A 13,795-nucleotide genomic window follows, 5' to 3' on the forward strand; every position below is an offset into this window, starting at 1 on the left:
TCCGGATGCCGCACGCAGGCCGGTAAGGCCTGCGGCTCCTGGGGTGACCCGGACGTATCTGTCACGTCAGGACTCGCCGCGCTCCACGCTGACCTTCTCGATCACGATGTCGCTGACCGGACGGTCCATCTGGCCGGTTGCCGTGCTCGCGATCGCGTCGACCACGTCGCGCGACTGCTGGTCGGCCACCTCGCCGAAGATGGTGTGCTTGAAGTTCAGGTGCGCGGTGCGCGCCACCGTGATGAAGAACTGCGAACCGTTCGTGTTCGGCCCCGCGTTCGCCATCGCCAGCAGGTACGGGCGGTCGAACTGCAGCTCCGGGTGGAACTCGTCCGCGAACTGGTACCCGGGACCACCGCGACCGGTACCGGTCGGATCACCGGTCTGGGTCATGAAGCCTTCGATGACACGGTGGAAAATCACCCCATCGTAGAACGGGCCGGAGTGTTCTCCCCGGGCGTTCGGCCCGGTGTATTCCTGCGTGCCCTCGGCAAGGCCAACGAAATTGCCGACGGTTTTGGGCGCCTGGTTCGGGAACAGATTGACCCTGATGTCGCCCTGCGAGGTGTGCAGGGTGGCGGTCAATGTCGTCCCGACGAGCGATCCGTTGTCTTCAGCCACGTCGACCATCCTCCCATCGAAAGGCGCGAACGCCGTGTTCGGGTGCAGTATGGATGTGATCGTCCCGCAACGGGTGGCACCCGTTCGTCGAACGGGTGCCGCGGACGAGGACCACGACCGGCGAACGTCGGCCAAGGAGGCACACGATGGACGAGGTGAAGGCGATGGCCCGAGCTGGTGAGAGCGTGGGCAAGGCGGTCGGTACCGGAATGCGCACAGCGCGGAAGGGTGCCACCCGGGCGAGCCACGCGGGAGTCGAGATGTCCCGCCACGCCACGGCACGCGCAGAGCAGGAACTCGCGAGCCACGGCATCTCCGCCGACGAACTCCAGGAACGGCTCGCGCAGCGGGCCACCGGCATGTCCCGGGCGGACATCGCCAAGAAGGGCAAGCGGGCACGCAAGCGGTGGGAGAAGAAGGCCGAGAAGTCCCGCAAGCAGCTGTCGAAGAACACCGAACTGGCGCGGAGGGAACTCGCCGCCAAGATCGAGCCCATGCCGAAGAAGCGACGCAAGTGGCCGTGGTTGCTGCTCGTGCTCGCCGGACTGGCCGCAGTGGCGGCGGTGGCGCTGTCCCGGCGCCCGGAAGAGCTTCCGATCGCGGAAGCGGAAGAGGACCCGTTCGCGCCGAACGGTCGCCACTCGCACAACGGCAGCGCCCCGGCCGGGAGCTCCGGGGTCTCCGGTCGCTCCACCCAGCTGAACGCCGACTGGGAGGGGTGAGGACCCGAGCGGAGGGAGTTCCGGAGGCGGCTCGGCCCCGGGGCGGTGGCGCGGATCGGTCCGCGCCGCGAGCGGCCGCCACCGCTTCCGGAACTCCCCGTCTCCCGTCAGGATCCCAGCACCGGCCGTCAGCGCCCAGCTGCTCCCGTCAGGAAGCCAGCCGGGCCTGTTCCGGTTCCGCTGCCTCCACGGGCAGGGCCGGAAGCTGACGGCCGGTGCTGGGATCCACCGCGAGGGCATCGGTCTCGGCGGCCACGATGCGCGCGATCGTGTAACCCCGGTAGAGCGCGCGCAACGCCGTCACATCCGCGTAGCCGAGCGGGATCCGTACCGCTACCCGCTCGTGCGAGTAGCTCAGCGTCACGTCCGGTCCCTCGACGCTCAAGGTCGCCCGGTCGGGCAAGCACTCCGCGATGGGCGGCGCGACCTCGCTGCGCACCCTCGCCACGATTCGGTCCCAGTTGCTCAACTCGTCGTCACTCAGTTCGGCGGGCGGCCACTCCGGATGGTCACCGCCGCTGACCTGCTCGCCGAGAACATCCCGCCAGTGCCTGTCGGGGTCGACGGGTAAGACGTACAAATCGTAGGTCACGAGAACGTGACCTTATGGTGCCTGTGCCCCACAGGCGAGCCCCGGCACGGAATTTTCAAAAAGATCACATCGAGGTAGTTGACATGAGCACTCGCCCGACCGCTTCCAGCGCCGCGGCGCACCCCTTCTACGACATCCACGCCTCGACCCACATCGCGGCGCAGCCGTCCCACGTGTACGCGCTTGCCAGCGACATCACGCGGATGGGCGAGTGGAGTCCGGAGAACACCGGCGGTGAATGGACCTCGGACTTCCCCGGCGCCGTGGGGGCGCGCTTCCGTGGGCACAACGAGGCCGGCGGGCGGACGTGGACCACGGAGTGCGAGGTCGTCGCGGCCGAGCCGGACCGGCGCTTCGCTTGGGAGGTGCTGGCTGACACCCACGCGACCGGCACTGCCGTGTGGTCGTTCGAGGTCGAGGAGGACGCGGACGGCGCCCGGCTCACCCAGCGCTTCGTTCTGCAGGAGGTCACCGAAGGCTTCGCATCGGTCCGGGACCAGTTGCCACCCGAGCACGCCGAGAACTTCTTCGAGAACCGCGAGGCCGCACTGCGGAAGGCGCTGCAGCACACGATCGCGGGGATCAAGCAGGCCGCCGAGAACTGACGGGCGATCGCCCCGCCGTATCGAACCGACGTCCAGGGCCGCGAACCGGTGCTCGGTGCCGAACATCGATTCGCGGTCCCCGGCTCGCCGGGGTTCAGACTCACCGGGGTTCAGACTCGCCGGGATTCGTGCTCCGGATTCGAGGTCGCCGCTTCGTCCATCTCGCCAGGATCCTTCTCGCCAGGGTCTCCCTCGGCAGGGTGCCGTACGGCCGCCACGCCGAGCACGCCCAGCGCTCCGATCACGGCGAACGCGTAAAAGCCCCACGGGTGGGCGACGCCCGCGCTGAGCATCGCGCCACCCAGCAGCGGGCCGCAGATCGCACCGATCCGGCCGACGCCTGCCGACCAACCCAGCCCGGTGGCCCGGTTGCTCGCCGAATACACGCGGCCGATGTAGGCGTAGACCAGCACCTGGGAGCTGAACACGAAGCACCCGGCGATCAGCACCGCGACGTACACCCCGATGCCGGGCAGCTTGATGCTCAACAGCGCCAACGCGATCGCGGAGGCGGTGAACCAGCCGAGGGCCGCCGGGCGCACCCCGACCCGGTCGGCGACCGCACCGGCGACCACCAAACCGATTACCGCACCGACGTTCAGCGTCAGCAGCAACCCCAACGCCGTGCCCAGCGGGTAGCCTGCCGCCCGCATGATCTCCGGCAGCCAGGTGTTGAGGCCGTAGACCAGCAGCAACCCCATGAACGAGGTCACCCAGAACGCCAGGGTGGAACGCGTGAGGCCACCGCGGAACAACGAGGCGACCGTGCGGAGACCACCACTGAGATTGCGATCGGCGGTGCCGGCGTTCAGGAAGGACACCGATTCCGGCAGGTAGCGCACCATCAGCGGCACCAGCACCAGCGCCGGAAGGCCCCCCAGCACGAACATGCTCTGCCAGCCGAGCGAGGACAGCACCACGATCCCGAGCAGCGCGGTCAGCACCGCACCGACGTGGTAACCGGTCATGATCGTGGTGGTGGCGCTGCCATTCCGGCCCGGCTTGGCGAACTCGTTGACCAGTGCGATCGCAGTCGGCAGGCAACCGCCCAGGCCGAGCCCCGCCAAGAAGCGCAGCACGCCGAACACCAGCAGCGACGGCGCCACCGCGCACAACGCGGTCAGCAGCGAGAAGCTCGCCACCGCGAAGATCAGCGCCTTGCGGCGGCCGATGACATCCGTGACGGTGCCGATCGCCAGCGCCCCGATCGTCATACCGACCAAGCCGGCCGTGGATGCCACCGAAGCACTGGCCGGAGTGATTCCCCACTGGCCCTCGTCCAGCAGGACCGGCAGCACGCTGCCGAGCACCACCAGATCGAATCCGTCCAGCAGCACAGCGGCCCAGCACAGCGGCAGAACCCATCTGTTGTGCCGGGAGACGGCTTCACGGGTCGACATGACACCTCCGTTGGAGTCATCGGGTCGTGCCGGTGGACACGAAATTTCGCGGCCGCAGCGCGACTGCGCGTTGCCGGAGAATCGTGCACGCGCTAGGTCGCCACCCCGATGGCTTCGCTTCTGCTCAGTGGAAGCCGTTGCAGTTCCGGTACGCGGTTCCGTAGTGCCCGGCAGCTCGATGGGCTCGGTGCTCAGGACCAGCCATAGGTGAGCCGCCCGAACCTGGGATTCAGGACGAATCGGGTGGTTCCGCTGCAGATCAGTTCCTTGAGCAGCGCGCCGGACCGCCCGGTCACGGTCGCCGTGGTCGGCCGGTCCGCGAAATCGGTTCGCTGCCACAACGCTGATCGCCGCCCCAGACTGATGCACTGGCTGACGAACTTGGGACGCACCGGCGCGGGAACTGTTCGGTTGATCAGGTGCAGGACGGTTTCCGCAGCATGTGTGCCGAGCGGGATCGCGGCCTGACAGCTCATCCGCAACGAATGGGTGCGGATCCGCGAAGCGTCGCCCGCACCGACGATCGCGGGGACGCTCGTGCTGATCAGAGATGGGTGCAGTTCGAGCGCGCCGTCGACGTCGACGTTCAAACCGCTGTCGCGAGCCAGAGCAGGCACCTCGAACGTCGTCGTCGCGACGGACAAGTCGCTGGCGAGGGTCCGGCCGTCCTCCAACAGCACTTTGTCCGCTCGGATCTCGGTGACCGCGGTGTTCTCGATGAGCCCGACCCCCAGTGCGGTGAGGCGGCGCCGGATGTAGCGGCGTCCCTTGTCGCTCACTCCGCGGGCGATCGGTTCATCAGTCACCAACCGAACGCTCCGGTTACCGAGCTCGGCGAGTTCGGACGCGACTTCCACACCGCTCGGCCCTCCGCCGATGATCGTGATCGGCGCGCCGTCGGGCAGGCGGCGGAATCGTTCCCGCGCGGTGGCCGTGCTCTCGAGGTCTCCGACGGTCACCGCGTGTTCGCGCGCTCCCGGAATCCGGTCGAGTCCGGTGCGGCTTCCGACCGCGTAGACGAGGTGGTCGAACTCGAGGGACTCACCGCCCGCGAGCGTCACCACGTGGTCCTCGGCATCGATTCTCGTGGCCGAGTCCCGGACGAGGGTGGTCGATCGCGGCAGCAGCGACGGGAGCGGCACCGTCGCGGGATGATTGCCCGCCAGCAGCTGGTGCAGGCGAATGCGCTCGACGAAGTCGGCGCGTGGGTTGACGATCGTAACTTGCGGTGTACTCCGGGCAAGCCTCTTGGCAACACTCACCCCTGCATAGCCCGCTCCGATGATGACGACCCTCGGACTCATGGCCTTCCTCCTCTTCGCCCGTGCATGTCACCAACCTGACGAGGCAGCGTTCCGGAACGTGACCGGCGGCGCGGAGCAGCGCGGTTCGCCGGGGAAGGCGCCGAGCGCGCTGCGGCAATCACCGGGCGCGGAGAGTTGGCGGGTACGAGGAAGAACCAGGTGGACACAAAAAAAGACCAGGCCGTGTGACCTGGTCTTTCAGGGTGGAGACGAGGGGAATCGAACCCCTAACCCCCGCCTTGCAAAGGCGGTGCTCTGCCAATTGAGCTACGTCCCCGGCTCGATGCCGGCGACATCGCACCGGCCTTCTCGGCCGACGACGAAGCCGGTCATCGCTCCGCCCTCACAATTGAGCGGAAAGCCTGGTCCGGCTCAGATCTCGCCTGCGGTCGCCTCGCGCCAAAGGTCGGCTTCCGCCTTGGCAGCGCGATTACGCCGGACGACAAACAGAACGGCACCAGCAACTACAGTGAGTGCAAGCAGCTTCTTCACTTCCGGTCGCCTCCTAGCACGGCTGGATCCCGTGTGCACACGTTCAGATTAATCGTACGGGATTGTGGGCCTAGAAGGACTTGAACCTTCGACCTCTTCGTTATCAGCGAAGCGCTCTAACCGTCTGAGCTATAGGCCCGTTGCTGCGGTGACTCAAATACTACATGGACCTGACCGCCGTCCCGAAACGGGGGTGGCCTCCGGTGGTGATCGACTCCGTGCCGGGGCCGATCACCACCGAGGGATCACTCGCGCTCGGAGAGCGTGACCTCGACACCACCGGCGAAGTCGGCTGCCACGTTGTAGATGAACGCGGCGACCGTCGCCAGCGCGGTGAACAACACGATGTTGATCGCACCCACGATCGAAGCAACGCCGAACACCCGACCCGCACTGATGATCGGGTCACTGGCCGTGTTCTGGGGTTGGGTCAGATCACTGAACGTGCCGTTGAGCTGATCCCAGACGCCCATGCCGTCCAGCACTCCGTAGAGGACCGCGACAGCGATCATCCACACGAAGAACAACGCCACGCTGAGCACCAGTGCGAGCTTCAGAACCGACCACGGGTCCAGCCGTTTGATCTGCAGGCTGGCCCGGCGCGGCCCCCGGCTGGGTCGGCGTCCGGTGGTCGCGGACCCCGAGGCACCGGAACGCGCGCCCAGCCCGAAGTTCACCCGGCCGTCCTGGCCCGACGGCTGCTTGGGCAGCTCCGTGCGGACCGTCTCCGCATCCTGGCCCTGCTTCGGAATCGTCTGGGTCTGCTCGGCGTCGGCCGGGGACTGTCTCTCGGACTCCGCACCCGGGTACTGGGCGCCCACGGATTGAGCACCCGAGACCCGGGTACTCGACGAGGATGCCGGGTCGGTGCTGCCCTGCGGAGTCGACGGGGACTCGCCATCGGTCGTGACGGCGGTCCGCTGCCAGGGCGGAGGAGCCTCGGCTTGAGCGGTGTCGTCCCCGTCGGAGGCCGACGACGCACTGGTCGTCGTGTCGGCCTCCGATTCTCCGTTTCCGTCGGCGGCCGACGTGTCGGCCGACCGGGTGTCGGTGCTGTCCTCGGTCGATTCGGTCATGACCGAGGCCTGGTTCGCTTCCTGCTGCTGCGGAGACGAATCCGAGCGCTCCGGCTTGTCGGAAGGTGTCACGAGCGATCCTTCAATTGATCGTCGGCCTGTGGCTACTTCTGCTGCTGTTCCGGTCCGGCTGCATCCGGGTTGCCGGCTTCATCGGCGTTGCGCGCGACGGCCACCACCGATGGCCCATCACCCAGGTTCATCAGGCGGACGCCCTTGGTCTGCCTGCCTGCCTTGCGGACCTCCTTGGCGGTCGTCCTGATGATGCCGCCGGTGGAGGTGATCGCGTAGAGCTCGTCGTCGATCTCGACGATGAGCGCACCGACCAGCCTGCCACGCTTGTTGTCCTGCTGAATGGTCAGCACGCCCTTACCGCCCCGACCCTGGACCGGATAGTCCTCGATCGGGGTGCGCTTCGCATAGCCGCCGTCGGTGGCCACCAGCACGTAGCGATCGGGGCGGACGACGCCCATCGAGAGGAGCTCGTCGCCCGAGTTGAAGCGCATGCCCTGAACACCGGAGGTGGCACGGCCCATCGGGCGCAGCGCGTCGTCGGTCGCGTGGAACCGGATCGATTGGCCCTCGGCCGAAACGAGGAGCAAGTCGTCATCCGCCGAGCACAACACAGCTCCGACGAGTTCGTCGGAATCCTTCAGGTTGATGCCGATGAGACCACCCGAACGATTGGAGTCGAAGTCCGTGAGACGAGACTTCTTCACCATTCCGCTCTTGGTGGCGAGCACCAAGTACGGGGCGGCGGTGTAGTCCTTGATCTGCATGACCTGCGCGATGTGCTCGTCCGGCTGGAAGGCGAGCAGGTTCGCCACGTGCTGACCGCGCGCGGTCCGGTTCGCCTCCGGCAGGTCGTAGGCCTTCGCCCGGTACACCCGTCCCTTGTTGGTGAAGAACAACATCCAGTCGTGGGTCGAGCACACGAAGAAGTGCGAGACGATGTCGTCCTGCTTGAGCTGCGCCCCCTGCACGCCCTTGCCGCCGCGCTTCTGCGCGCGGTACAGGTCGGTGCGAGTTCGCTTCGCGTAGCCCGTACGAGTGATCGTCACGACGACGTCCTCGTCCGCGATGAGGTCCTCCATCGAGACCTCGCCCTCGAACGGCACGATCCTCGTCCGGCGGTCGTCGCCGTGCTTGTCGACGATGGCCATCAGCTCGTCGCGGACGATCCGGCGCTGCCGCTCGGGCTTGTCCAGGATGTCCTTGAGGTCCTCGATCTCGCGTTCGATCTCGGCGAGCTGGTCGACGATCTTCTGCCGTTCCAGGGCGGCGAGCCTGCGCAGCTGCATCTCCAGGATCGCGTTCGCCTGGATCTCGTCGACCTCGAGTAGCTCGATCAATCCCGACCGGGCGTCGTCGACCGTCGGCGAGCGACGGATCAGCGCGATGACCTCGTCGAGCGCATCCAGCGCCTTGACCAGACCGCGCAGCACGTGGGCCCGCTCCTCGGCCTTGCGCAACCGGTAGCGGGTGCGCCGGACGATGACCTCGATCTGGTGCTTGACGTAGTACCGGATGACCTGGTCCAGCCGCAGCGTGCGCGGCACGCCCTCGACCAGGGCCAGCATGTTCATCCCGAAGGTGGTCTGCAGCTGGGTGTGCTTGTAGAGGTTGTTGAGCACGACCTTCGGGATCGCGTCCCGCTTCAGCGTGAAGACGATCCGCATGCCCCGACGACTGTTCGACTCGTCGGCGATGTCCGAGATACCGGAGATCTTGCCGTCCCGGTGCATCGTCGCGATGCTCTCGATGAGGTTGTCCGGGTTCACCTGGTACGGCAGCTCCGTGACCACCAGCGAGGTCCGCCCCTTGGCGTCCTCCTCGACGTTGACCACCGACCGCATCCGGATGGATCCCCGGCCGGTTCGGTAGGCGTCGGCGATCGAGTTCGCACCCATGATCAGGCCGTGGGTCGGGAAGTCCGGCCCCTTGATCCGCTCGATCATCGCTTCGAGCAGTTCGTCGTCCGTGCAGTCCGGGTTCTCCAACGCCCAGACGACACCGTCGGCCACTTCCCGCAGGTTGTGCGGCGGGATGTTCGTCGCCATCCCGACCGCGATCCCGCCGCCACCGTTGACCAGCAGGTTCGGGATCCTAGACGGGAGGACGTCCGGTTCCTGGGTCCGGCCGTCGTAGTTGTCGGAGAAGTCGACGGTGTCCTCTTCGATGTCGGCGAGCATGTGCGTCGCCAACGGGTCCAAGCGGGACTCCGTGTACCTCATGGCCGCGGCCGGGTCGTTGCCCGGCGAGCCGAAGTTGCCCTGGCCGTCAACCAGCGGGTGGCGCATCGCCCACGGCTGGGCCAGGCGCACGAGCGTGTCGTAGATCGACGCGTCACCGTGCGGGTGGTAGTTACCCATCACCTCGCCGACGACGCGCGAGCACTTCACCCGGGCGCGGTCCGGCCGGAAGCCGGCGTCGTACATCGCGTAGAGCACGCGCCGGTGCACCGGCTTCAGCCCGTCCCGCACGTCCGGCAGCGCACGGGCGACGATGACGCTCATCGCGTAGTCGATGTAGGAGCGCTGCATCTCCTGCTGGATGTCGACCGGTTCGACCCGATCGCCTTCCGGGGGCAGGGTTTCGGTCATGCCCGTCCTTCTCGTTCGAGTTGAGCCGACCGTGCCGACTCAACGAGGGTGTGTTGGGGTCGCGCGCGGCTCAGACGTCGAGGAAGCGGACGTCCCTGGCGTTGCGGGTGATGAACGAGCGCCGCGACTCGACGTCCTCGCCCATCAGGACGCTGAACAGCTCGTCGGCGGTGGCGGCGTCGTCCAGGGTGACCTGCATCAACAGGCGGGTCGCCGGGTCCATGGTCGTCTCCCACAGCTCAGGGGCGTCCATCTCGCCGAGACCCTTGTAGCGCTGGATTCCGTCGTCCTTGGGGACCTTTTTGCCCTGGGCCGCCCCCTGCTCGAGCAGCGCGTCCCGCTCGCGGTCGGTGTAGGCGTACTCCGCTTCGGCGCGCGGCCACTTGATCTTGTACAGCGGCGGCCGGGCCAGGAACACGTGACCGTTCTCGATCAGCGGCCGCATGAACCGGAACAGCAGGGTCAGCAGCAGCGTCTGGATGTGCTTGCCGTCGACATCGGCGTCGGCCATCAGCACGATCTTGTGGTACCGCAGCTTCGAGAGGTCGAACTCGTCGTGGATACCGGTACCCAGCGCGGTGATGATCGCCTGGACCTCGTTGTTCTTGAGGACCTTGTCGATCCGGGACTTCTCGACGTTGATGATCTTGCCCCGCAGCGGGAGGATCGCCTGGTAGCGGGATTCCCGGCCTTCCTTGGCCGAGCCGCCCGCCGAGTCGCCCTCGACGATGTAGAGCTCGCACTCGTCGGGGCTGTTGGACTGGCAGTCCTTCAGCTTGCCGGGCAGGCCACCGATGTCCATCGCGCTCTTGCGGCGCACCAGTTCCTTGGCGCGCCGAGCCGCCATCCGCGCCTGGGCCGAGCCCACCGCCTTGTTGATGATGTTCTTCGCATCGGCCGGGTTGCGGTCGAACCAGTCGTTGAGCCACTCGAAGGCGGCGGTCTGGACGAACGACTTGACCTCGGTGTTGCCCAGCTTCGTCTTGGTCTGGCCCTCGAACTGCGGCTCGGCGACCTTGACCGACACGATCGCGGCGAGCCCCTCGCGGACATCGTCGCCGGTGAGGCTGCCGTCCTTGTCCTTGAGGAGCTTCTTGTCCTTGGCGTAGGAGTTGACGACCCTGGTCAAGGCCGCGCGGAAGCCCTCCTCGTGGGTGCCGCCCTCGTGCGTGTTGATCGTGTTCGCGAAGGTGTAGACCGACTGGTTGAAGCCGGAGTTCCACTGCATCGCGACCTCGAGTTCGAGACCGCTTCCGGAGGTGGTGAACGCGACCGGCTTCCGGTGAATCGGCTCCTTGGTCGCGTTGATGTGCTTGACGAAGTCCTCGAGACCGCCCGGGTATTGGAAGACCCGTTCCTGGGCGCGTGCCGTCGCACCCGAGGCATCCGCCCCGGCTTCATCCTCCTCGGCGGCCCGCTCGTCACGCATGACGATCGTCAGCCCCTTGTTCAGGAAGGCCATCTCCTGCAGGCGGCGGGCCACGGTCTCCGCGTTGTAGCGAGTGGTCTCGAAGACCTTCGGGTCGGCCCAGAAGGTGATGCTGGTGCCGGACTTCTTGGTGGCCTCACCCTTCTCCAGGGAATGCACGGGCTTGGAGTCCTCGTAGCGCTGGCGCCACACGGTGCCGTCCCGGCAGATCTCGGCTTCCAGCGTCGCCGACAGCGCGTTGACCACCGAGACGCCGACGCCGTGCAGACCACCCGAGACCGCGTACGAGTCACCGCCGAACTTGCCACCCGCGTGCAGGACGGTCAGCACGACCTCCAGGGTGGGCTTCTTCTCCACCGGGTGGTTGTCGACCGGGATGCCGCGGCCGTCATCGCTGACGCGCACGCCGCCGTCGGCCTGCAAGGTCACCTCGACCTTGCTGGCGTACCCGGCCATCGCCTCGTCGATCGAGTTGTCCACGACCTCCCACACCAAGTGGTGCAGGCCGCGTTCCCCGGTCGAACCGATGTACATGCCGGGGCGCTTGCGAACGGCCTCCAGGCCTTCGAGAACGGTGATGGAGGAAGCGCTGTATTCGTTCTTCTTCGATGCCACGGGCCTCGGTGTCTCCTCGACTCTGTGTCTCTGGTGGTCCGGAAATGGGCGAACCCGCGCACGCTGTGGCGGGACCGGGCCACTGCGGGTGCTTCGCGCAGATTCTCCGAACGCCTCGTTCAACGGCGCCGACGGGTGCGCACCCCGACGCGACCTCGCCTCGACGGCTGTCCCCGCCTGCCGGATCGCCGGAGTTCGGCCACCTGTGCCGCACCCCTTCACGCGATTCTACTGGTCGCCCCCGTCAGAAGCGGGGCAAGGACACCCCTGACTTGCTCACAGAGCCATGAAATCGATCCGGGACACCATTCGAGAGGCAAAAGCGGCTCCGGATCGCTTCGAGCGGCGATCGGAGCCGAGGCTAGCCGTAGGTGTCCCTGGGGCCTCGACCAGCGACGTGCCTGGGCCCGTGCCGCCAGCTCGGGGCGGCAGGCCCCTGCACCTTGATTCGACGGACCACGTCGTTGCCGACACCGTCGGCGATCCGCTTGATGATCTGACGTTGCAACAACCGCAACTGGGTCGCCCATGCCGTCGACTCCGCCTGGACGGTGAGCTCACCGTCCTTCAACGCGACCGGCGTCGTGTGCTCGGCGATGTCCCCACCGACAAGCGTCGTCCACCGGCTGAACACATGTCCGCTGGAAAGCTGGTCGGTCCAACCGCGCTGACTGGCGATCCGGGCGGCCAGTCGCCCCAACGGCTGCGGGTCGCGATCATCAACACCTGGCCCGGACCAACCGCGACGTCGCCGTTGACCTGCACCGACCCGACCGCGGCCGGGTTTCGCACGGCGTGATCCCGACTGTTCCTTGGCCGCCTTGAGCGCTGCCCTGGCCAAGTCCGGGCCGCGCAGCACGGCACCGTCCGACCCCACGGCACCGGAGTTCAGGTCCGCGGTTGTCGAAGAGTTATCCACAGGATCCACAGGGTTATCCCCAGATGTGGGGATCTTTCCTGAGACCCCGGTCACATATCGTGACGGGTCGGCAGCTCGCTCCGGACCACCCGACTCACTCGACACGGAGGACCTCCCCTTCCCGCACATCGAGCCGGACGCCCTTGAGCTCCTCCGGCACGTCCTCGGCCACCGCCGCGGTGACCAGTACCTGCTCGGCCCCGGCGACCAGCTCGGCCAGCCTCGACCGACGACGGCGGTCGAGCTCGGCGAACACGTCGTCGAGGATCAGCACCGGTTCCGCGCCATCCTCGGTCAGCAGGTGGTAGGAAGCCAGGCGCAACGCCAGCACGAACGACCACGATTCGCCGTGGCTCGCGTAGCCCTTCGCGGGGAGCTCCCCCAACACCAGTTCGAGATCGTCCCGATGCGGTCCCACCAACGACACGCCCCGCTCGATTTCCTGCGGACGCATCCGTTCCAGCTCCGCGAGCAACGCGGACTCCAGCACCTCGGCATCGGCACGCGGCCCGTCCGGCCGGCCGTAGCCGTCGGGCAACGCATCACCGAGGCTGCTGCGATAACGCACATCGGCCACCCGGCCCGCCGGGGTGCTGTCTCCCGTCGCCGCGACGCTGGCATAAGCACTGGTCACGTGCGGGGACAGATCCGCGACGGCGTTCAACCTGCCCGCCAGGAGTTGGGCCCCGTGCCGAGCCAGGTGTCCGTCCCACACCTCCAGCGTGCCCAGATCCGCGGCACCGGGTCCCTTCCGCGCGACGTTCGCCGATTTCAACAGCGCACTGCGCTGCTTCAACACCCGCTCGTAGTCACTGCGCACACCGGCGTACTTCGGTGCGCGAGCGACCAGCAGCTCGTCCATGAATCGACGTCGCTCACCGGGGTCTCCCCGCACGATCGCCAGGTCCTCCGGCGCGAACAACACCGTGCGCAGGACGCCCAGCACGTCGCGCGGCCTGCTCGCCGCGCCCCGGTTCACCCTGGCCCGGTTCGCCTTGCCCGGCGTGATCTCCAGCTCGACCAGCAGCTCGCGACCGCCGTTGACCACCGCGGCCCGCACGAACGCGCGCTGCGCCCCCTCTCGGACCAGGGGCGCGTCGCTGGACACCCGGTGCGAACCGAGCGTGGCCACGTAACCCACGGCTTCGACGAGGTTGGTCTTGCCCTGACCGTTCGCACCGACCAGCACTGTCGGGCCGGGCTCGAACTCGATATCCGCGAGGGGCCAGGACCGGTAGTCGGTGACTTGCAGATGGCGGACGTACACAGCGGTCCAACGTAGTTCGGGGGGAGGGAGACGGCGTGCGGAGCCGTGCGGAATGCGCTTCGAATCCGGTCCTCGACCTGCGAATCCGCAGCGGACGGGACCGCTCGAACGGTTCGCCCGACGGTGCGGTCGATTTGTCGACAAATCGAC

Annotated in this window: 12 protein-coding genes and 2 tRNA genes; 2 read left to right on the top strand and 12 right to left on the bottom strand. The window is 67.3% G+C overall.

The window, feature by feature from the left end:
- Positions 1–66 precede the first annotated feature (66 nt).
- The gene (locus ACYVAN_RS10340; protein WP_460958174.1) at positions 67–621 is read right to left on the bottom strand and encodes a peptidylprolyl isomerase; all 555 of its coding nucleotides are present in this window, start codon (positions 619–621) and stop codon (positions 67–69) included.
- A 146-nt stretch (positions 622–767) separates the two neighbouring features.
- On the opposite strand from ACYVAN_RS10340, the gene ACYVAN_RS10345 reads away from it, so the two are divergent.
- A complete protein-coding gene (locus tag ACYVAN_RS10345; protein WP_460958176.1) occupies positions 768–1,343 on the top strand; it encodes a hypothetical protein in 576 nt (191 codons plus the stop codon).
- Between the two features lie 148 nt (positions 1,344–1,491).
- Here ACYVAN_RS10345 and ACYVAN_RS10350 read toward each other — a convergent pair whose 3' ends face one another.
- Positions 1,492–1,935, bottom strand: a complete 444-nt coding sequence (locus ACYVAN_RS10350) for a hypothetical protein (RefSeq protein WP_460958178.1) — start codon at positions 1,933–1,935, stop codon at positions 1,492–1,494.
- Positions 1,936–2,018: 83 nt separating this feature from the next.
- On the opposite strand from ACYVAN_RS10350, the gene ACYVAN_RS10355 reads away from it, so the two are divergent.
- Positions 2,019–2,540: an SRPBCC family protein gene (locus ACYVAN_RS10355; RefSeq protein WP_460958180.1), complete on the top strand. Its 522-nt coding sequence runs from the start codon at positions 2,019–2,021 to the stop codon at positions 2,538–2,540.
- A 110-nt stretch (positions 2,541–2,650) separates the two neighbouring features.
- Here ACYVAN_RS10355 and ACYVAN_RS10360 read toward each other — a convergent pair whose 3' ends face one another.
- From ACYVAN_RS10360 to recF, 10 genes are all read right to left on the bottom strand, one after another.
- Positions 2,651–3,940 carry an MFS transporter gene (locus tag ACYVAN_RS10360; RefSeq protein WP_460958182.1) on the bottom strand — a complete coding sequence of 430 codons (1,290 nt, stop codon included), beginning with the start codon at positions 3,938–3,940 and terminating at the stop codon, positions 2,651–2,653.
- Positions 3,941–4,131: 191 nt separating this feature from the next.
- Complete coding sequence (locus tag ACYVAN_RS10365; RefSeq protein ID WP_460958184.1) at positions 4,132–5,244, bottom strand: NAD(P)/FAD-dependent oxidoreductase; 1,113 nt, start codon at positions 5,242–5,244, stop codon at positions 4,132–4,134.
- 204 nt (positions 5,245–5,448) lie between these two features.
- Positions 5,449–5,521 (bottom strand) — tRNA-Ala (locus tag ACYVAN_RS10370).
- Positions 5,522–5,616: 95 nt separating this feature from the next.
- Positions 5,617–5,736 (bottom strand): DLW-39 family protein, encoded by a 120-nt coding sequence (locus tag ACYVAN_RS10375; RefSeq protein ID WP_460958186.1) that lies wholly within the window; start codon positions 5,734–5,736, stop codon positions 5,617–5,619.
- 65 nt (positions 5,737–5,801) lie between these two features.
- A tRNA-Ile gene (locus tag ACYVAN_RS10380) sits at positions 5,802–5,875 on the bottom strand.
- A 106-nt stretch (positions 5,876–5,981) separates the two neighbouring features.
- Positions 5,982–6,884: a DUF3566 domain-containing protein gene (locus ACYVAN_RS10385; RefSeq protein ID WP_460958188.1), complete on the bottom strand. Its 903-nt coding sequence runs from the start codon at positions 6,882–6,884 to the stop codon at positions 5,982–5,984.
- Between the two features lie 32 nt (positions 6,885–6,916).
- A complete protein-coding gene (gyrA, locus tag ACYVAN_RS10390; protein WP_460958190.1) occupies positions 6,917–9,415 on the bottom strand; it encodes a DNA gyrase subunit A in 2,499 nt (832 codons plus the stop codon).
- A 70-nt stretch (positions 9,416–9,485) separates the two neighbouring features.
- Positions 9,486–11,459: a DNA topoisomerase (ATP-hydrolyzing) subunit B gene (gene gyrB, locus ACYVAN_RS10395; RefSeq protein WP_460958192.1), complete on the bottom strand. Its 1,974-nt coding sequence runs from the start codon at positions 11,457–11,459 to the stop codon at positions 9,486–9,488.
- Between the two features lie 361 nt (positions 11,460–11,820).
- Entirely contained in the window at positions 11,821–12,387 is a 567-nt protein-coding gene (locus ACYVAN_RS10400) for a DciA family protein (protein WP_460958194.1), read from the bottom strand.
- An 85-nt stretch (positions 12,388–12,472) separates the two neighbouring features.
- Positions 12,473–13,645, bottom strand: coding sequence for a DNA replication/repair protein RecF (gene recF / locus ACYVAN_RS10405; RefSeq protein WP_460958196.1), 1,173 nt, complete (start codon positions 13,643–13,645; stop codon positions 12,473–12,475).
- Positions 13,646–13,795: the final 150 nt, after the last annotated feature.

The organism is Parasphingorhabdus pacifica (assembly GCF_054779195.1).